The organism is Kushneria phosphatilytica (genome assembly GCF_008247605.1).
GTDB classification, from domain to species: domain Bacteria; phylum Pseudomonadota; class Gammaproteobacteria; order Pseudomonadales; family Halomonadaceae; genus Kushneria; species Kushneria phosphatilytica.
The window spans coordinates 3436887-3462718 of the sequence record NZ_CP043420.1 but is presented as its reverse complement, the minus strand read 5'-3'; the positions used below and the strand labels follow the sequence as shown (position 1 = coordinate 3462718).

General features: G+C 61.9%; 22 protein-coding genes. 11 read left to right on the top strand and 11 right to left on the bottom strand.

Annotated elements, in window-relative coordinates; genetic code table 11:
• Positions 1-37 precede the first annotated feature (37 nt).
• Complete coding sequence (gene rhtB / locus FY550_RS16085; protein ID WP_070979978.1) at positions 38-661, top strand: homoserine/homoserine lactone efflux protein; 624 nt, start codon at positions 38-40, stop codon at positions 659-661.
• On the opposite strand, the gene dcm is transcribed toward rhtB, so the two are convergent.
• A complete protein-coding gene (gene dcm / locus FY550_RS16080) occupies positions 649-2070 on the bottom strand; it encodes a DNA (cytosine-5-)-methyltransferase (RefSeq protein ID WP_070979976.1) in 1422 nt (473 codons plus the stop codon). The two genes, rhtB and dcm, sit on opposite strands and share 13 nt — an antisense overlap.
• Positions 2071-2171: 101 nt before the next feature.
• On the opposite strand from dcm, the gene FY550_RS16075 reads away from it, so the two are divergent.
• A complete protein-coding gene (locus FY550_RS16075; RefSeq protein WP_199287823.1) occupies positions 2172-3425 on the top strand; it encodes an aldo/keto reductase in 1254 nt (417 codons plus the stop codon).
• A gap of 82 nt (positions 3426-3507) precedes the next feature.
• On the opposite strand, the gene FY550_RS16070 is transcribed toward FY550_RS16075, so the two are convergent.
• Complete coding sequence (locus tag FY550_RS16070) at positions 3508-4026, bottom strand: Hsp20 family protein (protein WP_070979971.1); 519 nt, start codon at positions 4024-4026, stop codon at positions 3508-3510.
• Positions 4027-4460: 434 nt separating this feature from the next.
• On the bottom strand, positions 4461-4979 hold the full coding sequence (locus FY550_RS16065) for an Hsp20 family protein (RefSeq protein ID WP_070979969.1): 519 nt from the start codon (positions 4977-4979) through the stop codon (positions 4461-4463).
• Between the two features lie 279 nt (positions 4980-5258).
• Here FY550_RS16065 and FY550_RS16060 point away from each other — a divergent pair, with 279 nt between their 5' ends.
• The gene (locus tag FY550_RS16060; protein ID WP_070979967.1) at positions 5259-6464 is read left to right on the top strand and encodes a PQQ-dependent sugar dehydrogenase; all 1206 of its coding nucleotides are present in this window, start codon (positions 5259-5261) and stop codon (positions 6462-6464) included.
• A gap of 7 nt (positions 6465-6471) precedes the next feature.
• On the opposite strand, the gene FY550_RS16055 is transcribed toward FY550_RS16060, so the two are convergent.
• The 4 genes from FY550_RS16055 to FY550_RS16040 all read right to left on the bottom strand — a co-directional run bounded on the left by FY550_RS16055 (position 6472) and on the right by FY550_RS16040 (position 11659).
• Positions 6472-6816, bottom strand: a complete 345-nt coding sequence (locus FY550_RS16055; protein ID WP_070979965.1) for a DUF427 domain-containing protein — start codon at positions 6814-6816, stop codon at positions 6472-6474.
• A 75-nt stretch (positions 6817-6891) separates the two neighbouring features.
• Positions 6892-8076 (bottom strand): cobalamin-independent methionine synthase II family protein, encoded by a 1185-nt coding sequence (locus FY550_RS16050; protein WP_070979963.1) that lies wholly within the window; start codon positions 8074-8076, stop codon positions 6892-6894.
• Positions 8077-8232: 156 nt separating this feature from the next.
• Complete coding sequence (locus FY550_RS16045; protein WP_070979961.1) at positions 8233-10053, bottom strand: aminopeptidase P family protein; 1821 nt, start codon at positions 10051-10053, stop codon at positions 8233-8235.
• Positions 10054-10072: 19 nt separating this feature from the next.
• Entirely contained in the window at positions 10073-11659 is a 1587-nt protein-coding gene (locus tag FY550_RS16040; protein ID WP_070979958.1) for a peptide MFS transporter, read from the bottom strand.
• Positions 11660-11882: 223 nt separating this feature from the next.
• Here FY550_RS16040 and mmuM point away from each other — a divergent pair, with 223 nt between their 5' ends.
• Positions 11883-12851: a homocysteine S-methyltransferase gene (gene mmuM, locus FY550_RS16035; protein ID WP_149054663.1), complete on the top strand. Its 969-nt coding sequence runs from the start codon at positions 11883-11885 to the stop codon at positions 12849-12851.
• Here mmuM and FY550_RS16030 read toward each other — a convergent pair.
• Positions 12844-14130 carry a DUF445 domain-containing protein gene (locus FY550_RS16030; protein ID WP_070979953.1) on the bottom strand — a complete coding sequence of 429 codons (1287 nt, stop codon included), beginning with the start codon at positions 14128-14130 and terminating at the stop codon, positions 12844-12846. The genes mmuM and FY550_RS16030 overlap by 8 nt on opposite strands.
• A 247-nt stretch (positions 14131-14377) precedes the next feature.
• Between FY550_RS16030 and FY550_RS16025 the strand changes: the two genes are divergently transcribed.
• The 4 genes from FY550_RS16025 to FY550_RS16010 all read left to right on the top strand — a co-directional run bounded on the left by FY550_RS16025 (position 14378) and on the right by FY550_RS16010 (position 19183).
• A complete protein-coding gene (locus FY550_RS16025) occupies positions 14378-15991 on the top strand; it encodes a glycosyltransferase family protein (RefSeq protein WP_149054662.1) in 1614 nt (537 codons plus the stop codon).
• Between the two features lie 75 nt (positions 15992-16066).
• The gene (locus FY550_RS16020) at positions 16067-16342 is read left to right on the top strand and encodes a DUF2218 domain-containing protein (protein WP_070979948.1); all 276 of its coding nucleotides are present in this window, start codon (positions 16067-16069) and stop codon (positions 16340-16342) included.
• 212 nt (positions 16343-16554) lie between these two features.
• Positions 16555-17919, top strand: coding sequence for a DEAD/DEAH box helicase (locus FY550_RS16015; RefSeq protein WP_070979946.1), 1365 nt, complete (start codon positions 16555-16557; stop codon positions 17917-17919).
• 91 nt (positions 17920-18010) lie between these two features.
• Entirely contained in the window at positions 18011-19183 is a 1173-nt protein-coding gene (locus FY550_RS16010; RefSeq protein WP_233350229.1) for an App1 family protein, read from the top strand.
• 14 nt (positions 19184-19197) lie between these two features.
• On the opposite strand, the gene FY550_RS16005 is transcribed toward FY550_RS16010, so the two are convergent.
• Positions 19198-19842 carry a DUF938 domain-containing protein gene (locus FY550_RS16005; protein ID WP_070979941.1) on the bottom strand — a complete coding sequence of 215 codons (645 nt, stop codon included), beginning with the start codon at positions 19840-19842 and terminating at the stop codon, positions 19198-19200.
• A 112-nt stretch (positions 19843-19954) separates the two neighbouring features.
• Here FY550_RS16005 and FY550_RS16000 point away from each other — a divergent pair, with 112 nt between their 5' ends.
• On the top strand, positions 19955-20317 hold the full coding sequence (locus FY550_RS16000) for a hydroxyisourate hydrolase (RefSeq protein ID WP_233350228.1): 363 nt from the start codon (positions 19955-19957) through the stop codon (positions 20315-20317).
• 433 nt (positions 20318-20750) lie between these two features.
• On the opposite strand, the gene guaD is transcribed toward FY550_RS16000, so the two are convergent.
• A complete protein-coding gene (gene guaD / locus FY550_RS15995; RefSeq protein ID WP_149054661.1) occupies positions 20751-22061 on the bottom strand; it encodes a guanine deaminase in 1311 nt (436 codons plus the stop codon).
• A 207-nt stretch (positions 22062-22268) separates the two neighbouring features.
• Here guaD and shiA point away from each other — a divergent pair, with 207 nt between their 5' ends.
• Entirely contained in the window at positions 22269-23570 is a 1302-nt protein-coding gene (gene shiA, locus FY550_RS15990; RefSeq protein ID WP_199287822.1) for a shikimate transporter, read from the top strand.
• A 319-nt stretch (positions 23571-23889) separates the two neighbouring features.
• Here shiA and aroQ read toward each other — a convergent pair whose 3' ends face one another.
• Positions 23890-24312 (bottom strand): type II 3-dehydroquinate dehydratase, encoded by a 423-nt coding sequence (gene aroQ / locus FY550_RS15985; RefSeq protein WP_149054660.1) that lies wholly within the window; start codon positions 24310-24312, stop codon positions 23890-23892.
• 455 nt (positions 24313-24767) lie between these two features.
• Between aroQ and FY550_RS15980 the strand changes: the two genes are divergently transcribed.
• Positions 24768-25805, top strand: a complete 1038-nt coding sequence (locus FY550_RS15980; RefSeq protein WP_168169342.1) for a sugar ABC transporter substrate-binding protein — start codon at positions 24768-24770, stop codon at positions 25803-25805.
• Positions 25806-25832 lie beyond the last annotated feature (27 nt).

Below are 25832 nucleotides of genomic sequence, written 5' to 3'. Positions count from 1 at the left end.
ATGGAGCTTCCAAATCTCCCGGTCCGAGCACGCCACCATGTCACCGGAACTCTTCTGGGCCTTTCTGGCCGCCACGCTGCTGATCAGCATTACCCCCGGCGCAGGGGCGATCAATACCATGTCCAATGGCCTGCGCTACGGCCTGAAGCGGACGCTGCCAGCCATTCTCGGTCTGCAGGTCGGGCTGGGGCTTCAACTGCTGGTAGTGGGCGTGGGGCTGGGCACGCTGCTGGCCTCCTCGGAGCTGGCGTTTGCGCTGATCAAATGGATCGGGGTGGCCTATCTGATCTATCTGGGGGTGGCCAAATGGCGCGAGCGGGCGGTGTCGCCTGATGAGGGTGAAATTGCAGGGCCTGACGAGCCGGCCTTCAGGCGCTTTGCCACCAGCGTGCTGGTCAATGTGACCAATCCCAAGGCGACCATCTTTCTGATCGCCCTGCTGCCACAGTTTCTCGACCCGAGCCTGCCACGCCCCCTGCAGTTTACCGTGATGGGCGTGACCATGATTGGCGTCGATATCCTGGTCATGTGCGGCTTTGCCGGGCTGGCCACCGTGATTGCCGGCTGGCTGCGCTCGCCACGCCAGCAGCGCCTGCTCAATCGTATTTTCGGTGGCCTTTTCATCTTTGTTGCGGGGCTGTTGGCCAGCTATCGCACCTGAGCTGACCGGTCACCGCTCTGATGCGATGGCACAGTGGGCGCCGCGCTGGCGCTCACGATTCTTTCTATACGCGGCGCCATCAACCGGGCTACGGCTTCGAAGACCGGCACGGCCACCGAGTTGCCGAACTGCCGGTAGGCCTGGGTATCAGAGACCGGAATCACGAAGCTCGCCTCTCCGGGGCCGTCGAAGCCCATCAGTCGGGCGCACTCGCGGGGTGTGAGCCGTCGCGGGCGATGGGCCTGATTGTGGGGACTGTCGAACGCCTGCGCCGGGTCGAGGCCGCGATCGACCAGAATTTCCGAGCCATCCTTGTGATAACGCGCCGACAGGGTACGGGCGACATCCTGTGGCCCGGTCAGTCCGAAGCCGAAGCCATTGCCCTTCTCGCGATGCTTGCGGGCGTAATCGTGCAGATAGCGCCACAGCTTCGGGGAAAGGATATAGCGCTCCTCGACATATTCATCGAGCAGTTCACCAAAGCTGGCGCGGTGCTCGGGCATGACCTGCTCGAGATCGCGCAGGGTAAAGCCCTGATGGACGTCAAGATCGCGCCGGAAGCCGACCAGCACAATGCGCTCGCGATGCTGGGGCAGGAAGTGGCGCGCATCGATCACCTTGGGGTCGCGTCCCTTTGGCGCCTCGACGTCAGCCACTTCATAGCCGAGCTCATCGAGTGCCTCGACGATCACCCGAAAGGTTTTGCCGCCATCGTGACTCTTGAGGTTCTTGACGTTCTCGAGCAGAAACGCCGGTGGCCGCTTGGCAGCAATGATTCTGGCGACATCGAAAAACAGCGTGCCCTGGGCATCACACTCGAAACCGTGTTTGCGCCCCAGTGAATTCTTTTTCGAGACCCCGGCCAGCGAGAATGGCTGGCAGGGGAAACCGGCCAGCAGTACCTCGTGGTCGGGGATGGCATCGTTGATGTGGCGGTAGGCGGTCTCTTCATCGATATCCTCGCGTGTGGAGAGCGTGATATCGCGAATATCGAGATTGAAGCGGTGACGGTCGGGATGGCAGTAATGGTTGGCGCGATAGGTACGCACGGCAAAGCGGTCGCGCTCGGAGGTGAATACGCACTCGCCACCGATGGCGTCGAAGCCCCGCCGGATACCGCCAATGCCGGCAAACAGGTCGATGAAGCGGAAGGCCGGCCTGGAGGTCGGTGGGGTGGGCAGCAGACGCTGCAGGCGGCGATGCTCGGCATGCGACAGGCGCGGTGTGGCGCGGCCCTTGACCCAGCGGTTGATGGTCTCGCGGCACCAGCGTTCAGGCGTGACCTCATTGAGAAAGGCAGCGATCTGTCGCTGGTCGTGGATCGCCAGTACCCGGTCGAGCAGCGTCCGGTCATCAAGGGCATCATCGGGAGAAGTACAGGGCGCGGCAGACAGGACAGAAGAGGCCATCGGTTGCTCTGGGTCGAAGGTGTGACAAATGCGCACTACTTTAAGCCACTTTTATCCCGGTGACGAGCCTCATCAGACACCAGCCCGAGGCGGGCGAGTGCATGACTGGTCGGACCACGCCGGGTCAGCCAGGCTGGGGGCATCTTTCATTGGATGACTGGCGTAGTCACGGTGATCCGGGAGAGCCGGAAGCCGTGCAGAAGGGAGAGTGCATGAGCAACCGTCGTGAATTTCTGACTCAGGCAGCCGTCGCTGCCGCTGCCACGACCGTCGGCACCAGAGCACTGGCCGCGGGCAATGGCCACCATCCCGCCGGCCAGGCGCCCGGAAGTGGCAACCCGGCACTTCCGGGTAAGCCGCCGCTGGCGATGGATCTGTTTCCGCCGCAACATCATTATGGCGCCGGCGGAACCCAGCTCGGCAACATGTTCCGGGTCACGCCCGACGATCAGGCCGAAGCGATGCTGGAAGCGGCCTGGAAGAGTGGGACGCGCTATTTCGATACTTCGCCCTGGTATGGGCTGGGGCTCTCGGAGCGTCGACTGGGCCACTTCCTCGATGACAAGCCGCTGGAGGAGTATGTGCTGTCGACCAAGGTGGGTCGACTGCTGATGCCCGATGCTTCGGTGGACGAGCTCGGCATCTGGAAGGGCAATCTCAACTTCAATTATCGCTACGACTATACCGCTGCAGGGGTGCGCCGTTCGCTGGAGGACAGTCTGCAGCGCCTGGGGGTCTCCAAGATCGATCTGGTGTATATCCATGATCTGGCACCCAGTAACAAGGACCTGGGCGATGACTGGAAACAATATCTTGATACGGCCCTCAAGGGCGCCATGCCGGAGCTGACCCGGATGCGCGAAGAGGGCATCATCGGGGGCTGGGGCATGGGCGTCAATGATATCGAGCCTTCGCTGGCAGCCATTGAACATGCTGATCCGGATGTCATTCTGCAGGCCACCCGGTACACCCTGCTCAACCACCAGGATGCCCTGAGCCGGCTGTTCCCGCAATCCCGCCGGGCCGAAGTACCGCTGGTCATCGGTGCCCCCCTGGGGTCGGGCTTTCTCGCCGGTAGCAATCACTGGATGTACAGCACCGATATCCCACAGGGTTATCGTCAACAGCGGGATCGGATCAGCCGCATCGCCCACGAGCATGGCACCGATTTGCGCACTGCGGCGCTGCAGTTTACCGCGGCGCCGGATGTGGTCGCGGCGACCATTCCCGGTGCCCGTACCGCTGAACAGGCGAAGGCGAACCATCAGTCGATGCAGGCCGATATCCCGGCCGAATTCTGGCAGACCCTCAAGAGCGAAGGACTGATTGCCGAATCAGCGCCTACGCCGGGATAAGTGTCGACACTCGGCATGCCATGAAAAAGGCCCCGCCATTCGGCGGGGCCTTTTGATGGATGCTGTCATGAACAGCGGCTGTTTACTCGTCGATTGCGCTCAGATAGGCCGAACGACTGCGCCGCGTGCCTCGCAGCGGACGAATGCGGGAGAGCCGCTGACGCACGGTGGTTTCGGCTTCCGAGTTGACTACCACCCGCTGGGCCCGGCGGGCCTCGGTTGCGCTGCGATGAAGGTCGACGCTCAGCAGCCCGTTGGCCAGTCGTGCCCGACGCACGCTGACGTGGTCATCCAGCTGGAAGGCGAGTTCAAGCGGCTGACGCTCGATGCCGCGATAGAGCCGGATGGCCGACTGATCGCGCTGATCATCATCGGCTCGGGCGCTGATGGTAAGGACATGATCGTCAACCCGAACCGACAGATCCCGGCCACTCAGACCGGTCGCAGGGACCGTCAGGCGATAATCATTGTCCGTGTACTGTTCGATATCACAGGGAAGCGAACTCGGTGTTTCGCCTCGCTGAGCAGATGCAATCGGATCGGGCAGAAGAGCAGCAGTGTTGTCGTGAGACAGCGGCGAAGTGTGAGCAAGCGATGCCATGAAAGACCTCTCGAATCAAAAGTGTGACCCGGAACATCGTTGACCTGCTTGACCGTGCTGCATCGGTATCAGCGCTCGGGAGAGCCGGCAAGAACTTCTTCCGAGAGCAGCGCTGGTACCGAAAGATCCTGTCGCTGACGTGACACACCTCAGTTCGGGGATGCATTGCGCTGCGCTAACGGTTACGACAGGCAAGAAGGGGTTGTTCAATACACCATTAGTATAATACGTCGACAGGTCTGTTGAAAGCCTCTTTCCTGCCATAAAGCAATAAGCCAGTGGATATTAATGGTATTTATTGACCGGATAGAAAAATGCACTGACGCTGGGTGACGGCCATTTTTTGACCTGTCCCGAAAAGCGAAAGGCTCCGCCGAAGAGGGCGGAGCCTTTTTGTCATGGTCCCGAGGGAGCAAAATGGCCCCCTTCAGGCATCAGGCAGTGACTTCTGCCTCATTGCGGCTGACGCCGGTCTGCGATCCCGACAGTGAGGACGACTGATCGCTCAGCGATTGCGTCTCATCGCCGTTGATCGGAATGCGGCGGGCGCGTTGCTGCTCGGGGACAACCCGTAGCAGATCGATCATCAGCAGACCATTCTCGAACCGGGCGCCACGGATCTCGATGTTTTCATCGAGTCGGAAGGCCAGTCGGAACGAGCGCTTGGCGATACCGCGATGCAGGTATGTCATCGGCTCCTGATCGCTGTTCTCGCCTTCGCTGTCACGCCCGCCGCTGATGGTCAGCACCCGGTTTTCGACATCGATGGCCAGTTCCTGTTCATTGAACCCGGCAGCCGCCACCACAATGCGATAGTCGTTATCGCCGTGTTTTTCGACGTTGTAGGGCGGGTAGCTGGGTACGTCGTTGTGCATGGCGTATTCAAACAGATCGTTGAGTCGATCAAAGCCGATGCTGCGACGAAACAGTGGGCTCAGAGACATGGTAGACATGATTCAACCTCCCGAAATATCAGCGAAGTTCTGTCGACACCGACCCGCATTCGCGGCATTCGGTGGTCTATCGCAGGACCTCCGGTGAGCATCCCGCTTCAGACATTATGTTAAATAGTGGCGCGTTGAAGAAATTCAAGAGCGAGCCAAAAAATATTGCTGCAGGGCTTCATCGCATTCTCACGCGACGTGCAGCTGAAGCCAGCCCTGGCCTGTCACTCGCGTCGGCGATGGGGGTGCTAGCGTAGAAGCCACGTGATCCCCGGAGGAGCCTTGCCCATGCGTGTTGCCCTGTTCGCCACTACCCTGAGCCTGCTGTTGGCCCCCTCACTGGCTGCCCACGGCGCGCCGATGGAGGCACCGCCCCCCAATGCGCCCGATCAGCAGCCCGCCTTCCCTGCCCAGACCCGGGCGCCTGCCATGCAGTCGACGGTTGAACTGCAGGTCGAAGTGGTGGCGGATGGTCTGGTGCATCCATGGGCGCTGGCATTTCTGCCCCAGGGCGGCATGCTGGTGACCGAGCGCCCGGGGCGGCTGCGTGTGATCACTGCCGAAGGCGATATCTCCGAGCCGATCACGGGCGTGCCCGAGGTCGATGCGCGCGGCCAGGGTGGGTTGCTCGATGTCGTACTCGATCCGGGCTTTGCCGACAATCGGCGGCTCTATCTGAGCTACTCCGAGCCGCGCGAGCATGGCAAGAACGGCACGGCAGTGGTGCGGGCGACGCTCTCTACCGACGGCAGTCGATTGACCGATGTACAACCGATCTTTCATCAGCAGCCTGATTGGGACTCCACCAAACACTTTGGCTCCCGGGTTATTCCCGATGGCGAGGGGCATCTCTTCATTACCCTCGGTGAACGTTCGCTGCCCGAACCGCGTCAGCAGGCACAGTCACTGGAAAGTGACCTCGGCAAGGTGGTGCGTATCAATCGCGATGGCTCGATTCCCGACGATAATCCCTTTGTCGGTCGCGACGAGGCTCGTCCGGAGATCTGGTCCTACGGCCATCGCAATATTCAGGGGGCGGCTCTGCGCCCCGGAAGCGGCGCGCTCTGGACCATCGAGCACGGCCCTCAGGGCGGCGATGAGCTCAATCGGCCCGAGGCGGGGCACAACTACGGTTGGCCGGTAATCACCTATGGCGAGGACTACTCCGGTGCGCCGATCGGTGAGGGCATTACAAAACACGAGGGCATGGAACAGCCGATTTACTACTGGGACCCGGTGATCGCGCCCGGTGGCATGACCTTCTATACCGGCAATCGCTTTGCGGGGTGGCAGGGCAATCTGCTGATCGCCTCGCTCAGGCCCGGCGGAGTGGTGCGCCTGGCGCTGGAGGGCGATCGGGTCAGCGGTGAAGAGCGGCTGCTGGAAGACCTCGGCCGGGTACGCGATGTCGCCCAGGGGCCGGATGGTGCACTCTGGGTACTGACCGATCAGCGAGATGGCCGGCTGGTTCGAATCACGCCCGAAACGCCCTGAGAGCGACTCAGTCGTCGATGGTTTCCGTTATTCGCTCACCATCGAAGGCCAGCCGCTCCCGGATATCGGCGACGAACTCAAGCGGTGTCTCGTAGCTCCAGGCGATATCCGTGCCATCGTGATCGGCAAAATAGCGGGCATGGCCCTTGAACGGACAGTAGGTGACGGTGGCCGAATTCGAAAGACGGGAGAGCTCAACGTCTTCCTGCGGTAGATACTGCCGGGGTGGATAGTTCGTCTCGCGCAGTTCGATGGCGCGGCGGCTGTCAGCGAGCAGCACATCATCGAGCCAGACGCGAACGCGCCGGGTATGCGGGTGTAGCGTGATACGTCCTTCAGGATTGTGGATCATGCGGTCATGCTCCGGTTGATTTCAGCAGATGTGTGTCCTGCGAGCATCATGGCCCTGCTCGCAGGACACAAGCGCTCATCCCCACAACCGTTGCGAGGCCAGCGCGGCACCCTCGCTGAGCGCTCCCAGCTTGGCCCAGGCGACATCGGGGGCCACGAACTCGTAACTGGCAAAGGTGCCGAAGCCACAGTCGGTCCCGGCTATGATCCGCTCTCGGTCGCCGACGGCATCGACCGCGGCGCAGAGACGATTGGCAACGACCTCGGGATGCTCGAGGTAGTTGGTGGTGACATCGATGACGCCGGGAATCAGCAGCATGTGATCGGGCAGCGGATGCGAGCGGAAGGAGACACTCTCATGTTCGTGACGCGGGTTGCCGAGCGGAATGCTGAGTGCCCCGACTTGCGCCTGATAAAGCAGTGGCAGCAGCTCGGCGACCGGTACATCATCCTGGTGCGGCCCCTGCCAGTTGCCCCAGCAGACATGCAGGCGCACCTTTTCCGGCGGAATATCGGCCAGCGCGAGGTTGATCGCCTCGACATGCAGTTCAACGCGTTCGAGAAAGCTGCCCAGCGGTTGATCACCGAACATGATTACCCGTTCCATGGCCAGATCGGGCGCATCGAGCTGCAGCAGATGGCCCGCGGCGATGATGGCGTCGTATTCCTTTTTCATCTCCCGGGCGACGGCCAGCACATAGTCACGATCGGTGGGGTAATCCGGGTTGTCGGCAGCACGCAGCATGGTGGTCGTGACCACGCCCGGTGAAGCGGCTGTCATGAAGGTTTCCATCGGCTGGGCGTGTTGCTGCTTCAGCCCATTGCCGAACGCGGCCAGCTCGGCAGTGACGCCGGCCAGCGAGTCCTCGTAATGCACCGCCCGCTGCGCCTCGGCAGTGTCCCAGACCCGTGCCAGGTCTTCTGCCACGCCAATCTGACGGGCCATGTGGTCGGCGTAACCGGGGAAACGCTGCATATCCAGTGCCGGCTTGCGACGCTGCTCGCCACCAAAGCCGGACATGCGCTCGATGACATAGGTGGAAAACCCGACCCGCGGCGCTTCGCCGTCGTTGATGATATCCAGGCCGGCATCGAGCTGGCCTCTCACCGCCTGGATGACGCCCTGCTCGATTTCGCGCTCCAGCACTGCCTGATCGAACGGTTTGTGTTGTTCGCGTCGAACCAATAACTCGGAGAGTGAACGGGGGCGCGGAAGACTGCCGGTATGCGTGGTCAGGATACGGCTGCCGCTGTATTGCATGGGTAATGGCCTGTCAAAATGGGGTGAGCGCCTCGACATCCCTGCCGAGCTCGGAAAGTGGCATCAGGATAAGCGACCCGGCCCCACAGGAGAGTGAAGATCATGCGCCTGCCATATGAGTTTCCTTCATGGCAGGCGCCTTGCTGCAGGTCGGTTCTATTCCCGGCCGATGGCCTGAGTGCTCTCTTCCAGCCAGGCACGGGCAGCGCCATCAAGCAGTGGTGAGAGCCGCTCCCACACCGTAGCGTGATAGGCATCCAGCCAGACGATTTCCTCCCGGGTGAGCAGCGAGCAGTCAATGCAGCGGGTATCGATCGGGCAGAGAGTGAGCGTCTCGAACTGCAGAAAATCGCCGAATTCGCTTGCGTCAGCGGGCCGGTTGGCGACCAGGTTCTCGATGCGAATGCCCCAGTGCCCGGGACGATACAGCCCGGGCTCGATCGAGGTGATCATGCCTGGCTGCATCGCGGTCTGGGCTCGGTTCGGGGCTTGCCAGGCGATCACCTGGGGACCCTCATGAACATTGAGAAAGTAGCCCACACCATGGCCGGTGCCATGCCCGTAATCCAGCCCGGCGGCCCACAGCGGCGCGCGCGCGATGGCATCGAGCTGCGGCGCGGGAATACCGCGGGGGAAGTGCGCTCGCGACAGCGCGATGGTGCCCTTGAGTACCCGGGTAAAGTCGGCGCGCTGCTCGGCGGTGATCTCGCCGATCGGCACTACCCGGGTGATGTCGGTCGTCCCGCCGAGATACTGGGCGCCGGAATCGATCAACAAAAGGCCATTGCCGGTGATCGCCGAGTGTGTCTCTTCGGTAGCGCGATAGTGCGGCAGGGCACCATTCGCGTTGAACCCGGCAATGGTGGGGAAGCTGCGTGAGACGAAGCCCTCGCGTGCTGCTCGGGCAGCCGTCAGACGTTCATCAATGGTCAGCTCGGTCAGCGACTCGCCCCGTGCCAGGGCGTCGTCCAGCCAGGCAAAGAACTCGCACAGCGCTGCACCATCCTGGGCCATGAAGTGGCGCACATGCTCAAGGTCGGCGTCGGATTTGCGCCCCTTGGCCAGACTGGTGGGCTGATACGCTTCGATGGGTGCAACGCCTTCGGGCAGTGCCCGAGTCAGTGCGAGGGTGACGCGATCCGGGTCGAACAGAACCCGGGTGTCGGTCGACAGGGCAGCGATGTAGCCGCTGACCGCCTGATAGTCGGCCACCTCGATGCCATCATCGACCAGTCCCCGGCGCAGCGGCTCGTCGAGCTTGCCGGGGGCAATGAACAGGGTCGCGCGATCCCGACCGATGACCATATGGGCGAGAAAGACCGGGTTATAGTCGACATCGGCACCGCGCAGATTGGTCAGCCAGGCAATGTCATCCACCGTGGAGAGCAGATGCCAGTCGGCACCATGAGCGCGCATGGCCTCACGCAGTTCGGTGAGCTTGTCACGCCGGGAGGTACTGACGTATTGCTCGGGATGAGCGTAGACCGGCGCCTGCGGCAGTGCCGGGCGATCGGGCCAGATCTCATCGAGCAGATCGCGATCGGTACGCAGCCTGATCCCACGCCCACCCAGTGTCGCCTCCAGCTGGCGGGCCTGGGTCAGCGATACCACGGCGGCATCGCAACCGACCGTGGTGCCCCGCTCCAGTTCGCCGGCGAGCCAGTGCATCGGCGCCTGCGCCTGACCGGGCTGCAGCTTCATCAGCTCAATGCCGCTGCCGGCGAGCTGTGCTTCGGCCTGTACCCAGTAGCGGCTATCGACCCAGAGGCCGGCCGCGTGTTGCGTCACCACCAGGGTACCGACCGAACCATCGAAGCCGGAGAGCCAGGCACGACCCTGCCAGTGCTCGGGCAGATACTCCGAAATATGGGGGTCCGAAGAGGGAATCCACCAGCCATCGAAGCCATGCGCATGCATGGCGTCACGCAGGGCGGCAAGGCGTTCTGCGGGGGTCGCGGGCGTCTCGGTCAGTGGCATATCGGTCGGCTCCGGTGATTCAGTGACGGGTCGTCGATGACGAGTCGGGCGCGCTCTGTTGAACAGCGGCCGGGTCGACGATCGGATTGCCCTTCAGCATACGCTGGATCGGTCGAATCAGCAGCGACAGGATGATGGCACAGATGACCAGTGCCACCGCACAGCGGCCGAACAGTTCGGGCAATTGCTGCAGCTCGCCGGCGTTGACGTGGCCGCCGATCAGACCGGCGACCAGATTGCCCAGTGCCGAAGCGGTAAACCACAGGCCCATCACCTGACCGCGCATCTGGCGGGGCGCCAGCGCGCTCATGGTCGATAGTCCCACCGGACTCAGGCAGAGCTCGCCGAGGGTCAGCAACAGCAGGCTGAGTGTGATCCAGCCGGCACTGACGGCGCCGCCGCTGCTCAGTACCCGTTCGGCGGCGAGCATCATCAGACCGAAACCACCGGCTGCCAACAGCAGGCCGAGGACGAACTTGGCCGGGCTGCCGGGTTCCCGCCCGCGCCGCCCCAGGGCCGGCCACAGCCAGCCGAACAGCGGGCCGAACAGGATGATGAACAGCGGATTGAAGGACTGGAACCACACCGTGGGGATCTCCCAGCCGAACAACATGCGATCGGTGTAGTCGCGAGCAAACAGGTTGTACGAGGTGGGCTGCTGTTCGAACGAGGCCCAGAAACAGGCGGCTGCCATGATCAGCAGAAAGCAGACGGCCACCCGGATGCGCTCGTTGCGATCCAGCCCGCTGAAGGCGAACAGGTAAACGAAATAGCCCAGCGCACAGACGATAATCACACTGGTCATGGCTTCGGCGATGGCGACCGGGTCGAGGCTGATCGCGCCCATGGCGACCAGGGCCACAAAGGCGGACAGGGCAATCGCCAGGCCACTGATCCAGTAGCCCACGCCACGGCGTGCCACGGCGGGTGCATCCCAGCTGGCAGCCCGGCCGCGCAGTTCATCGGCGCGTCTGAGACCGGGAATGGCCCATAGCCGGAAGATCAGCAGCGCCACCAGCATACCCAACCCGCCGATACCGAAGCCCCAGTGCCAGCCGTAGTGACGCATCAGCAATCCGGTGAACAGCGGCGCCAACAGAGCGCCCAGGTTGATGCCCATGTAGAAGATGGCGAAGCCGCCATCGCGGCGCGCGTCACCCTCGTCATAGAGGGTACCGACCATCACCGACATGCAGGTCTTGAACAGCCCCGAGCCGAGTACGATGAACAGCAGCCCGATGAAAAACATCGTCGCGCCCCAGGCGGCGGAGAGGGCAATCGACAGATGGCCCAGAGCGATCAGGATCGAGCCGTACCAGACCGCCCGGCGCTGGCCCAGCCAGTTGTCGGCAAGCCAGCCGCCGGGCAGGGCCGAGAGATAGATGGCACCGGCATAGATGCCGACGATGGCCGAAGCGGTATCGCGCTCGAAGCCCAGACCACCGTCGTGCAGTGCAGCAGCCATGAACAGCACCAGCAACGGGCGGATACCGTAGTAGGAGAATCGCTCCCACATTTCGGTGAAAAACAGCGGCCCCAGCGCGCGGGGATGGCCGAGAAAGCCCCGATCCCGGGTAGAATCGGGGGCGTCAGCGGGGGAGTGCATAAGCGTATAGCCCTTGGTGTACCTGTCAGTCAGGGGATGCCTGAAGCATCGGCTGCATTGGCCTTGTGAGCCGGGGGGATGATGCCCGAGCCGAGCGACAACACACCAGCCTGACGAAGGCAGCAGCGCTGTAACACCCGGACCATGGTCGCCTTGCGGTAAGCGTGGCACTCTGGTGAATGGGAAAAACCGTGATCGAAGAACCGATCAGGAGACGTAGCGCATGGCACAACCCCCCTTGCCGAGTGCACTGGATGACGTGCTCGCACGTTTTGATTTCATGGTGCTCGATGGCGCGCTGGCGACCGAGCTCGAACGCACCGGCTTCGAGCTCAATGACGCATTATGGTCGGCCCGGCTGTTGCATGAAGCGCCCGAGGCCATTGTCCGGGTACATCAGGCGTGGTTCGAGGCCGGCGCGGATTGCGCCATCACGGCCAGTTATCAGGCATCGGTCGAGGGTTTTCGTCGCTACGGAATGAGCGAGGAGGAAGCGCTGGCGCTGATCCGCCGCTCGGTACAACTCGCCTGCCGAGCGCGCGAGGCGTTCTGGCAGATGCATGCCGATGACAGCCGCCCCTGGCCACTGGTGGCTGCCTCGGTGGGGCCCTACGGGGCCACGCTGGCCGATGGTTCCGAATATCGGGGCGACTATACCGACGATGAAGTGGTGCTGCAGGCCTTTCACCGACCGCGCCTGGCGGCGCTACTGAGTGAACGCCCTGATCTGCTGGCGATTGAAACCTTGCCCTCGCTGAGCGAAGCGCGGGCGCTGATCCGACTGCTCCCGGAATTCCCCGAGGCGCGTGCCTGGGTAAGCTTCACGGCCCGGGATGCGGCCCATATCAGTGATGGTACACCGATGCGGGAGTGTGCGGCGCTGCTTTCGGAGTGCCCGCAGGTGGTGGCGATCGGGGTCAACTGTACCGCTCCGCGGCATATCAGCGGACTGATCGATGAGATCCGCGCGGTTAGTGAACGCCGAGTCATCGTCTATCCCAACTCCGGAGAGCGCTACGATCCGCAACAGGGTGGCTGGCAGCCGCAGGAGAGTTCTGACGTCGGCAGTTCGGCCTTTGGCGATATGATCCACCAGTGGCGGATGGCAGGCGCGGCAATCATCGGTGGCTGTTGTCGGACCACGCCCCGGGATATCGCCGCCATTGCCGAGCAGCGCCGGAGACTCAACTGAATGGCAACAACTGGGTCAGTACATGAATCCCCAGTCCGATCAGGCCACCTACCAGCGTGCCATTGATGCGGATGTACTGCAGATCGTTGCCGACATTTTTCTCGATCTGCTCGACGATTTCGCCGGTATCGAGGCTGTCGAGATAGCGCTGAATATAGGCATCGATACGCGGGCCATTGCGCTCGACCAGTGCCGGTAGCAGGGTTTCGGCCTGCTCGTTGAGCCAGTGGCGGGCGGCGTCATCCTGGCGCAGCGAACGGGTATAGTGGGCCAGAAAGTTTTCGAAATGGGCGCGTATCTCGGAGTCGTCGCGGGCCAGGTCGCGCTCAAGCCAGGTCACGACATCTTCCCAGACCGCCCCCAGGTAACGGGTCAGACGTTCGTTGTCGAGCAGCTCATCGCGTAGTCCGTCGAGCTTGCGAGCCAGTCTCTGATCATTGCGGGTGCGCTCGATCAGCGCCTGAAACTGCTCATCCAGATGGCGACGCAGCGGGTGCTCGGGATCGGCGCTGACCTCGCTGATCAGCCGGGCGCTTTGCTCGACAATGCGCTCGTTGACCACCCAGCCGGCAAGCCGGTGGAAACTGACCTCGCGCCCCAGGATGCGCGGATTGAACAATTTGAAGACGGTATCGGTAATGAAGGTCTTGACCTGCTCCTGATGATCTTCGTCCTCCAGCCAGCGTGAGAGCTTTGCCAGTGAGTCATCGAGCAGCGCCTGATGGCGCCCCTCGGAAGCCAGTACCGACAGTCCGGCGCCGAGCATGCGGGCAGTATCCAGTCGCCCCAGGTGATAGCGCAGGGTCTGGGTGAGAAAGTCCCGCGCGGCCTCCTGGCGCAGCGCCGACAGTGATGCCACTGCGAAACGTGCCACATTGGCACTGACCAGCGCGCGTCGGTCAGGACGATCGAGCCAATCCACCAGCGCCCCGGCAAGATCGAAGCGGCGTACCGAGTCGCGCACGTAGCGTTCGGAGAGGAAGTTCTCGCGAATGAAGCCGGAGAGGCTGCGCCCGATGCGCTGACGATTGCGCGGAATGATGGCTGTATGCGGAATCTTCAGTCCCAGCGGATGACGAAACAGTGCGGTGACCGCGAACCAATCGGCGATGCCGCCGATCATCGCCGCTTCGGCGAAGGCCGCCAGGTAGCTCATGGCCGGCCAGCGCGCTTCCAGCCAGAGACTGGTGATATACAGTATCAGCGCCGCAAGCAGGGAAAGTGTGGCGATTCTCCGGCGATTTGGTATGGCGTTCTGCAAGGCAATCTCATCGGTCATGGATGTGGCAATATGGTTCGTTCGGCTCGGTAACTCGCTATCCAGCTTATCGGAACAACATGACGGGTGCCCTGGTCAGTCTGACAGTCCGGTCTCGTTATGCCATGTTCGACAATCGGTACAGAAGCATCGGGAATAAACCGATAGTGGCAAAACGGTTTGGTGGGGGCAGGCATGCCGCATCCATTCGTCCGGATCCCCTCGACCGTGAAAAACCATTCGCAAGATCTATTGCAAGGATCCTCCCATGTCCAAGGTGCCATGGCCTGGCTTTGCCGGAGGCGCACTGCTGGCGATCATTCCCCTCGTCCTGTTGGGTTACTCGTGGGAACAGTACGACTTCATTTTTCACTTCACCAGCTGGCAGGAGTACGGGCAGTCAATGGCGCAGGGCAATCTGCTGCCGATCTGGAGCAGTCTGGCCAACTTCGGGCTGGGTGAGCCACGCTATCTTTTTTATCCACCGCTTTCCCTGATGGTGGGTGGGGTATTGTCCTGGGTATTGCCGCCGGTGCTGTTGCCGGGGGCCATGATCTGGCTGTTGACCGGGGTGTGTGCGCTGACGACCTGGCACTTGACGCCGGCGTCGCTCGACAGAAGCCGTCGACAGGTCGTGGCACTGTTGGTGGCACTCGGTTTCGGTATGCTCAACAGTGGTATCGTGCGCTATGCCATGGCGGAAATGATGGCGAGTGCACTGATTCCGCTGTTGCTGTCATGCTTTGTCACCATGCGACAGCGTGCGGATATCCATGGGGTGTTACGCTTTGCCGGCATGGCCGCACTGATGTGGCTGACCAATATGCCGATGGCGATCGCCTCGACCTATCTGTTGGGTGCGGTAACGCTTTACTGCTGTCTGCGGGATAGCTCGCTGACGCTGCTGAAACACTATCTGATGGGCTATGTTCTGTCCGTGCTGGCGATCGCCTGGTATCTGGTGCCGGCGATACTGGCCGAGTCGACCATCTCGCCTTCGGCGGTAGGGCCGACAGGCTTTTCGCACATGACACTGCTGGATGTGCCTTCATTGATCGGCCGTAACATGCTGGCGCTGGTCATCTCCAGTGTAGCCATGGTGGTGTTCCTGCTGGCACTTGGCCTGCGGCGGCGCCAGCTGGATCAGCGTCTAGAGATCATGGCAGCTCTCGGCGTAGTGGCGATCGTCGTACAATTGCCCGGTGCAGTATGGCTGTTCGGGCAGTTGCCCGTGGCTGATATGGTGGGCTTCTGGTTTCGCTTCTATTTCTTCGTGTCGCTGACATTGCCGGTGGTGGCGTTCACCCTGTTTCGCAGCCGCCTGCTGCATGGGTTTATTGTGCTGGCCTACGTCATGTTCTACGCCGGGGTCGGGCTGCTGAATTTCCAGGCAAGTCACCATGACGGTGCTGGCAATCCCGATCTCCATGCACCCACAACAGAGGTGCTGAGTCGTCATGAGCAGGGCTTTGCGGGCTACCCGGAATATCTCAATCCGCATACCGAAAGCAGGGTCATCGAGCATGCGTCACAGCGTCCGGCGTGGGATATCAGGGCGTCTGAGGGCTGTCATGCCAGAGTGACGAGCATGATTCATGGCGTGCTCGAGGCCACTACTCGTGGCGAGACGCAGTGTAGTTATACGCTGGCACGCTATGCTTTCCCGTTCTGGCATCTCTATATCGATGGCCAGCGGATCGCATATGGTCACAATGGGCAGGGTCTGTTGACGGTCGACGTAGCGGCCGGGGAGCATCGGCTCATGGCCCGTGTGGTCAGACCGCTTTGGCCGACTCTGCTGGGATGGGGCATCAGTCTGATCGTGTTGCTGATTCTGGTGCCATGGCTGATAAGGCGACAGCACAGTGTCGGTCATGAATGATCGGTCATCTGTTAGCCTCGGACGAGGGGCACTGGAGTATGGGATACTCCCTGTTTTAACTTCCGGAGAATGACCATGGCTGATGCTACCGCCATCATGACGACCGAGTCTGGCAGTCGTCTGATCAACCGACTCTGCAAGCACTGGTCGCATCGTTTTGAGGTCGAGTATGACGAGACGCACGGCCATATCGATTTCGGCGCGTCGCAGTGTTCCATGAGCGCGCATGCCGAGCAGCTGGTGGTCACCGTGCACGCCGGCGAGGATGAACTCGAACGCATGCAGGGCGTGGTGGCCGAGCATCTGCAGCGCATGGCTTCCGGAGAGACGCTGGAGATCATCTGGCGCTGATCATGAACAGCGCAGGGCATTGGTGCTGGTAATCGCCTCCGGAATGCCCTATGTTAGCGACCTCTTCGCACGGGGTGAGGCCGGGCAGTCAATGCCATTGTCGTCACAGTGCCCTCGCCCCCGTCCTTTCGAATCCCCCATGCAGTCCGTGACCGCAGGGCGCCGGCGAAGAGGCGCCATTCGGCTTCCCGACTGCTGCGAGAAGCTCACTGATGTCCTTTTCCGAACTCGGGCTGGCGCCCGAGCTGCTGCGTGCCGTCGAGGCTGCCGGCTACCATACCCCTTCCCCCATTCAGGCGAAGGCCATTCCCGCCTGTCTTGAAGGGCGCGACGTGCTCGCCGCTGCCCAGACCGGCACCGGCAAGACCGCCGGATTCACACTGCCGATCCTGCAGCGGCTGTCCCGTCAACCGGTCACTGGCCGGCGCGCGGTGCGGGCCCTGATCCTGACGCCGACCCGTGAACTGGCCGCTCAGGTCCACGAATCCGTGGAAAAATATGGCGCTGCCCTGTCGCCTCGGCTGGAGAGCGACGTCGTCTATGGCGGCGTGAAGATCAACCCGCAGATCAATCGCCTGCGTGAAGGGGTCGATATCCTTGTGGCCTGTCCGGGACGGCTGCTGGATCTGGTCTCCCAGAAGGCTGTGCGCCTCGATCAGGTCGAGACGCTGGTGCTTGATGAAGCCGATCGCATGCTCGATATGGGCTTCATTCACGACATTCGCAAGATTCTCAAACTGGTGCCGCAGCAGCGTCAGACCCTGCTGTTCTCGGCGACCTTCTCCAGCGAAATTCGCCAGCTGGCGGACAAGCTGCTCGATCAGCCGGTCAGCATTGATGTGGCGCCGCGCAATACGGCGGCCGAAACAGTCGACCAGTCGGTCTACAAGATCGACAAGCCTTCGAAGACCGCGTTGCTGGTGCACCTGATCCGGCAGCAACAGCTCGAGCAGGCGCTGGTCTTCACGGCGACCAAGCACATGGCCAATCGGGTGACAAAGAACCTGCAGAAGGCCGGTATTACCGCGGCGGCGATTCATGGCAACAAGAGCCAGAATGCGCGTACTTCGGCGCTCAACGGCTTCAAGTCGGGCGAAGTGCGCATCCTGGTGGCCACCGATGTCGCGGCCCGTGGCATCGATATTGCCCATCTGCCCCACGTCATCAACTTCGAACTGCCGAATGTGCCGGCGGACTATGTTCACCGCATCGGCCGCACCGGCCGTGCCGGTGCCAGTGGCAGCGCGATGTCACTGGTGGCGCCGGATGAACGTGATCAGCTCAAGGGTATCGAACGACTGATCGGCAAGCCGGTACCCGTGCACGAAAGCAAAAACTTCGATGCCCGGGCGGTACAGGAAGAACTGTCCAGCGCTGGCGGTCAGACCGAGGATCCCGGGCCTCCCGGCCAGCGGCGCAATGCCCGCCCCGCTGGCGGTCAGCGTCAGCAGCGTTCCCGGGGACAGGGCGGTCGTGAGCGCAACGAGCAGTCGCCACGCAAGGAAGGCGAGCGTCCGGCACGGCGTCGGCGTCGTGGTGGCCGGGGGCGCGGCAATCAGGCATCCGGTAACCAGTAGTCCGGTAACACGGATTCATCATGCAGTCAGCGCAGCAAACGACTACGTTTATCGTCAGCTCGTTGCATATTGACCAACTCTCGCAGGCTGCATGCTGCTTTCCGGAATCGACACCATGTCCCGTGCCATGAAGCGTGGATTGCGCCGGCTGCTGAAGGTGGCCGTGCGCCCGATGAAATCGGAGCGCGCCCATGGCGGGCGCGTCATCCACTCCTATCGTGGCTATGGCTCACGTACCGAAGTCTTTCTGATTGGCCGGGTATTTCGACAGCCCGGCCTTAATTTGCCCACTCGCCAGGATTCCCTGATGAGTGATCTGGTCGATCTGGTGCGACGCAGCATTCGCTGGGGCATTCACGATGTCGAAGTCGAAATTCGGGTCAATGATACCCGCTGTGTCGTGACGACCGATCGCTACGGGTATTTTCATGCCAACATTGAACTGGATGAACCACTGCCGGCCGATCGTGTCTGGCATCAGGCCGATTTTCGGCTACTGACCGGCAGTGGGGACCCCGGCAGCCGACGCGCCCGCGCGACGGCGGGGGCCACGGCCAGTACCGATATTTATGTGCCACCGCCGGATGTTGACCGGGTAGTCATCAGCGATATCGATGACACCGTGATGCACACCGGGGTCGCCAACAAGCTGACCATGTTCTATCGGCTGTTCTTCGAGAAGGCCGAGCGGCGCACGGCCTTTCCCGGTGTGGCGAGCTTCTATCAGGGACTGCACGAAGGTGCAGACGGCCAGCGTCAGCGGCCAATGCTCTACGTTTCCCGAGGTCCCTGGAGCATCTATGAGGTGCTCGAGACCTTCTTCCAGATCAACCGTATTCCGGTGGGGCCGGTCCTGTTTCTGCGCGAATGGGGCCTGACCCTGCAACATCCGATGCCGCAGAAGGCCGAGGATCACAAGCAGACGCTGATCGAAAAGATGCTGTCACTTTATGAGGACATGCCGTTCGTGTTGATCGGTGACAGTGGTCAGCATGATCCGGAAGTCTATGCCCAGATTGTGCGTGATCATCCGGGGCGGATCAGCAATATCTACATTCGCGATGTCAGCCGGGATGGCCGGCGCAGCGATGCCATTCGGGAGCTGGCCGATGAGGTATCGCGCTCCGACTGTACCCTGACGCTCGCCGAGGACAGTGCGACCCTGGCCGAGCATGCCCATCAGCATGGTCTGGTGTCGAAATCCTGTGTAGAGCAGACCCGCGCCGAGGGTGAGCAGCAGCGTCGGCGTCATCCGGAGGACTGATCCTCTGCTTCGGGTCAGCGCCGGCGCAGCACCACGCTCAGATTATTGGCTGGCATGATGATCACTTCGTCGAGTGTCAGGCCATGTTGTTCGGCCAGCGGTACGACGTCGCTCTCCAGATCGCGAATGCCCCAGCGGGAGTCACGCGCCTGCAGGCTGTGATCGAACGCTGTATTGCTCGGCGCGGTATGCTCCCCATGGCGCCGGAAGGGACCGTAAAGCACCAGTGGTCCGTGCTGTGGCAGGCGCTCGCCCGCTTCGGCGAACAGTGCCTGGGCCGCGGCCCACGGGGCGATGTGGATCATGTTGATGCAGACCAGGGCGTCGATCTTGCCCACTGTGTCCGGCCAGGGGCGCTGAGTGACATCCAGCTTAAGCGGTGCCAGCAGGTGGCTCGCGGCGTTGTCCACAGCACCCGGGTTATCCACACCCGGTTGATCGGCGCGCCATGCCTGGATCGAGGCCAGCGCCTGTGGATCGGGATCGGTGGGCTGCCAGATCAGACCCGGTAGCCGGGTGGTGAAGTAGCAGGCATGCTCGCCGCTGCCACTGGCGATTTCCAGTACTCGTGCGGAGGTTGGCAGTACGCGAGCCAGCACTTCGCGCAGGGGTTCGCGATTGCGCGCCACCGCCGGACTGGAGAGGCGTTCATCGTGCATGGGGCTCTCCTGCAGGTTGAAAAAGGGCACTGTTCGTGCAGGCGCCAGTCGAAGGGTATCTTCCCTCTGTTGATGGGGTCTGGCACGCTCACGGACGTGATCATGTTCGCCGATGAGTGTAACCGACTACAGAGAGGTGGCCATCATGGCGACCCTGACCACGCATGTGCTCGATCAGCACGGTGGCCTGCCGGCAGCCGGACTGCACATCGATCTGTTCGCGCATGAGGCGACTACACCCTGTGCACATGCCGTGACCGATACCTCCGGCGGGCTGGCCGCGCCGCTGCTCGAAGCGGGCGAAGGCGGGCACTATACGCTGCGTTTTCATGTGCGCGACTATTTTCTTGCCCGGGGCGTGGACTCTCCCTTTCTGGATCGGGTGCCGGTCACGATAACGCTGACCCATGGGCAGTGTGCTCACGTGGGGCTGCTGATAACGCCGTGGGCGTACAGTGTCTATCGCGGCAGCTGATCGGTAGGATTTCCTTCTTGTGACAATCGCGACTGAAGTCGCTCCTGCACTTGTTCCCTCGGTGGAAAGGACAACCTCCGGTCAACCACGATGTCCGTGCGGCCTGATCATGGATGATTCGACCTGCCATCTGATGGCCGCCGCCTCCCGAATCGCGACTGAAGTCGCTCCTACATGCGTTGGCCCGGCATAGGGATGAGCATGGTTCAGCCACGATAACCTGCCGGTCCAATTTCCCGGGTATCTGGTTGCTCCAGGGGGGTTGTAGGAGCGACTTCAGTGGCGATTACCATTGAATCCACTCCAGTGGGGTTGCAGGATCGGGCTCAGCTGCGATCACAGTCGAATTCACCCCTGCATTCGATATGTTCCAAGGGGCTGTAGGAGCGACTTCAGTCGCGATAGGCGGCTTCAGCCACGAAATTCCCGCATCTTATGCCCGTTCATACGCCAGCCGACCCATGACCCAGGTGGCGCGGATGGTGCGATCGTCGCCCAGCATCATCAGATTGAAGAGCTTCTCGGCCAGCGTTGGCCCATGCGCCTGCTTGCGCGCCATGAGCGGTGTCGAGGCGGGGTCGAGCACCACCAGATCGGCCTCCAGACCGGGGGCCAGCCGCCCGATGCGATCCGCCAGTCCCAGCATCTGCGCATTGCCGCGGGTCAGCGCATCAAAGGCCTGCCAGGGCGTAAGGGCATCGCCCTGTAGCTGACAGACCTTGTAGGCATCCGAGAGCGTGGTCAGTTGCGATAGGCTGGTGCCGGCACCGATATCGGTGGCGAGCCCTACCGGCACGCCGGCCGCTCGTGCAGCGCGGCGATCGAACAGGCCGCTGCCGAGAAAGGTGTTGGAGCTGGGACAAAAGGCAATTGCGCCGCCACCGTCGCGCAGCCGGGTACGCATGTCATCGTCGATGTGAATGGCGTGGGCGAACACGCTGCGTGGTCCCAGCAGTCCGGCACGCTGATAGACGTCAAGATAATCCTTCGCTTCGGGATAGAGTTCGGCCACCCACTCGATTTCGGCGCGGTTTTCGCACAGGTGGGTCTGCATCACCATCCCCGGATCTTCCCGCCATAACCTTCCGGCTGCGGTAAGCTGCTCCGGGGTCGAGGTCGGTGCAAAGCGTGGGGTGACGGCGTACTCCAGCCGGCCGCGACCGTGCCAGTGGCGCATCAGCGCACGGCTATCGCGTATGCTGCTGTCGACCGTGTCGCACAGCGCCTCAGGGGCGTTGCGATCCATCATCACCTTGCCAGCGATCAGTCGCATCCGTTCGCGCTCGGCCCGTTCGAACAGCGCATTCACCGAGTTCGGATGACTGGTGCAGAAGGCCAGTGCCGTGGTGGTGCCGTGCGCCAGCAGCTGCTGGATAAACCCCTCTGCCAGTGCCTCGGCATAATCGCGGTCGTTGAGGCGGATCTCCTCGGGAAAGGTATAGGTGTTGAGCCAGTCGATCAGCTGGCGCCCATGTGAGGCAATGATGTCGAGCTGGCTGAAGTGCAGGTGCGGGTCGATGAACCCCGGCATGATCAACTGACCCGGATAGTGTGCGATAGCTACCGTGTGATCGAGATGGGGTGCCATCGCGGCGTAATGATCGACAGCCTCGATCACGCCGTCGCGGATCAGTACCACGCCATCGGGGTAGTGAGTGAGCGAGTTGGCGCGGGGCTGTTCGCTGTCGCCGGGATCGCGATGAAAGCCGAGCAGCTCGCCGCGCAGGGCCTGCCATTGGGTCATGTCGACTCCTGTGTACGTTATAGGTGCGCCCTGTAGTCCTCGAGGAGCGTAGTGACGCTGATCACTGTGGTCATCCTGGCGAGCGGGGCCTGTTGCCTTTTGCGATCCCGGTGCTCCCTGATGGACGCCGACCAGTGCCGATGGCATGGTTGCCGCTCTTCGCACATGCGAAGTTGAGCATAAAACGGCCGAAAGGATGATGTGAACGTGAGTGCAGAAGTATCCACCGGGGTGTGCCTGTCGCCAACCCGTCAGGCGCGCCGGGCGGCGCTGGGCAGTTTCATTGGGGCGGTCGTGGACTGGTATGACTTCCTGCTCTACGGCATCGTGGCCGCACTGATCTTTCATTCGCAGTTCTTTCCCAATGTCAGTCCTGCGGCCGGTACCCTGGCGTCGCTGGCGACCTTCGGCGTGGGCTTCCTGTTTCGCCCGCTGGGCGGCGTCGTGTTCGGTCACTTTGGTGACCGCCTCGGTCGCAAGCGAATGCTGATGCTTACCGTGATGATGATGGGCGTTGCCACGGCGTTGATCGGCGTACTGCCCACCTATGACGCCATTGGGCTGTGGGCCCCTGTGGCACTGGTGCTGTTGCGTGCCATTCAGGGCTTTGCCGTGGGTGGTGAGTGGGGTGGTGCAGCGCTGATGGCGGTGGAGAGCGCCCCCGCCGGCCGGCGGGCCTTCTACAGCAGCGGTGTACAGGTGGGCTACGGCGTGGGGCTGATCCTGGCGACCGGCAGTGTGTCGCTGCTCAGTCATCTGCTCAGTGACGCCGCCTTTGAGAGCTGGGGCTGGCGGCTGCCATTCCTGTTCAGTCTGGTGCTGGTCGGAATAGCGCTGCTGATCCGTACCCGGCTCGAGGAGTCGCCGGAGTTTATCAAGGCAGCGCAGCAGCGGGAGAAGCCGGCCCGGCCACCGGTGCTCGAGGCGCTACGTCGCCATCCTCAGGCGTTCGTGGTGATTATCGCCATGCGCCTGGCGGAGCTGTTCACCATGTATATCGTGACCACCTTTGCGCTGAGCTATTCGACGGTCAATCTGGGGCTGTCGCGTGAGCTGTTTCTCAACATCGGTCTGCTGGTGGGCGCGATCAGCTGCGTGACGATCCCCTGCTTTGCGTGGCTGGCGGATCGTTTCGGTCGCCGCCGGGTCTATCTCACCGGTGCCTGTATCGGCGTGCTGGCGGCCTTCCCGTTCTTTCTGGCCCTGGAAGCGCGCTCGGTGTTATGGATCGTGCTGTTTGCCGTCATGCTCGCCAACCTGGCACACGATATGGTGGTCTGCGTGCAGCAGCCGATCTTCGCTGAGCTGTTCGGTACTGCCTATCGCTACAGCGGCGCCGGGGTGGGTTATCAGGTGGCGAGTGTGGTCGGCGGTGGCTTCACGCCGTTTATCGCTGCAGCGCTGGTGGATCTGGCCGGTGGCAGTTGGGTCCCGGTGGCCATCTATCTGGCCGGCGGCTGTGCGCTCTCGGTACTTGGCGCGGTGTGGATGAAGCATCGCTCGGGGTGATAGAGAAACGACAGCCACCCGGGGCGGCTGTCGCGGTGTGAGCCGATCAAGCTTGTGGGCGAGTAGATAACGATCAGTGTTGTGGCAATACAGCCGAGAAGAAAGCCATCGCGACTGAAGTCGCTCCTACGGCACCCCAGGCTCACATCGGCTGCAGGGTGAGTTCGACTGAAGTCGCTCCTGCAACACCATTGGCCAGCGGAGACCGGGGGAGGCTGCCGGGGGATGACCGATTACCGGAGCCGGTTCTGGTTTTGCCACATTCACCGGGCCGATCCGTGTAGGAGCGACTTCAGTCGCGATTCGGGGGCGATAACCGCTATCGCAGCAGAAATTCCATCGCTGCCTGGTAGCCGAAACTGCCCAGCCCCGCGATGACGCCATCGGCGCGGGCGGAGATGTAAGAGTGATGACGAAACGCCTCGCGCTTGTGGATGTTGGAGAGATGCACTTCCACGACCTGACCTTCAAAAGCGTTCAGTGCATCCAGCAGGGCCACTGAGGTATGCGACCAGGCAGCCGGATTGATGATGATGGCGTCACTCTCCTGCCGGGCAGCATGAATGCGCTCGATCAGTTCCCCTTCGTGGTTGGTCTGCAGGAAATCGATCTCGATGCCGTTGTCGAGCGCTTGCCGGCGCAGGGTGTTTTCAATGTCGGCCAGCGTTTCATGACCGTAGAGATCGGGTTCACGTTGTCCGAGCAGGTTGAGATTGGGACCGTTGAGCACCAGCAGTTTCATGACGACTCCGGAAAGGGCAGGGGGAATGTGATCGTCGCATTCTGCAGGTTCCGGGGGAAGCCATCCGGATACGCCTGTTGGTATGCGGTGCGATGACCCGGTGCCGTAATGGGTCTCATCTGCCGGGATCGAGGCAGGGTCGTATCATTTTACTTCTCTTCAACCTCGACTTTCCGGTAATGAGCGCAAGGCCGAGCGTCAGCGGTGTTGAAAAGCGATCCTTCAGGAAATCAATCATCTACGTATGGTTTCGGCGTCTTTTGCAGCCATAAACCATGGTTTGTTCGACATATGGATGACTGGTGCAACCCTGATCCGTGCAGTAGAGAAGAAAGAGGGCTTTCCTGATAGCACCAACCACCTGTGGGAAGCCAACGGCCGGAACAAGGGGGATCATCATGCGTCGGAGAGACTTCCTGGTGGGGGCAGCAGGGACCATCGGAGCCAGCTGGCTCATGGGTTCGATTGGATCGCTGGCATGGGCAGAGACGGATGCCAGCTGTTTTCGACCGTGGGACGATCAGACAAGGATGATCTCCTGGCCGAAGAAGAACCCGCCTTATAACATCGCCCTGAGCAATTCCTACATCGGCAATGAGTGGCGCAGCGAGATGGTCAAGATTGCGCGCCTCTACAGTGAGCGCGATGCGGTCAAACCACTGATCAAAAAGCTGACCATTTCCAGCGCCGGTAATGACGTCAACGCTCAGATTGCCCAGATCAATCAGATGATTCTCAGCGGTGTAGACGCCATCGTGCTCAATGCCGCCAGCCCCACCGGACTCAATTCCACCATCGATCGCGCCGTCAATGCCGGCATTCTGGTGGTGTCATTCGACAACGTGGTAACCACCCCGAAGGCCGTGACCGTCAACCAGGACCAGTTCGAGATGGGACGGCGCTGGGCCGAGTTCATCGTCAAGCAGATCGGCGATAGCGGCAATGTTCTGATGGTCCGTGGTGTGGCCGGGACCTTCGTCGACAACGAACGCTACAAGGGGGGCCGCTCGGTTTTCGACAAGCATCCGCAGATTCGTACTACCGATGTGTACGGTAACTGGGACAACGGTACGGCCCAGAAGGTGACGGCGGATGCCCTGGCGTCGAGCTCGGGTTTCGACGCGGTATGGAGTGAAGGTGGCGAGAGCGGCATTGTGCGGGCCTTCAAGCAGGCCGGGGCGAAGGTGCCGCCCATTGGCGGCGAGGGGGTCAACGGCTTCCGCCAGCAGGCCGCGCAGGATGGCTTCCCCATTCTCTCGATCGGCCAGTCGGCGGCCCTGTCGGCGATGTCGATCAAGGTGGCACTCCAGATGCTGCAGGGTGAGCAGATGCCGCAGGCGATCAGTGTGCCTTTCAACGAGGTAGCCAGTGCCAATCTCAAGGAGGGAGTGAACTACTTCAGCAACGTGCCGGACAGCTTCTATGCCGCCATCAGCATTCCGGCCTGCGATCTCAACTTCGATGCCCAGGCCATTCTGAATCAGCAGATCTGAAGCACGGGGTTCCCGGCTGCTGGCCGG